This is a genomic window from Citrobacter sp. Cpo074 (assembly GCF_030332745.1).
Lineage (GTDB): Bacteria > Pseudomonadota > Gammaproteobacteria > Enterobacterales > Enterobacteriaceae > Citrobacter > Citrobacter portucalensis.
In genome coordinates, this window is the sequence record NZ_JAOWHG010000010.1 from 1 (window position 1) to 265 (window position 265).

General features: G+C 52.8%; 1 tRNA gene. It reads left to right on the plus strand.

Going from position 1 to position 265, the window contains the following annotated elements:
- Positions 1-180 precede the first annotated feature (180 nt).
- Positions 181-256, plus strand: a tRNA-Ala gene (locus tag OGX83_RS00035).
- Positions 257-265 lie beyond the last annotated feature (9 nt).

Sequence of the window (265 nt, forward strand, 5' to 3'; positions counted from 1 at the left end):
GCTTGTAGCTCAGGTGGTTAGAGCGCACCCCTGATAAGGGTGAGGTCGGTGGTTCAAGTCCACTCAGGCCTACCAAATTCTTTCTGATACCGCGTTGTGAAACGACTCGCATACTTCAGTATGCTTCATCGTTCCACGCCTTGTCTCAGCAAGAATTAAGGTGAATGAGATAACTACGATGGGGCTATAGCTCAGCTGGGAGAGCGCCTGCCTTGCACGCAGGAGGTCTGCGGTTCGATCCCGCATAGCTCCACCATCCTTACTG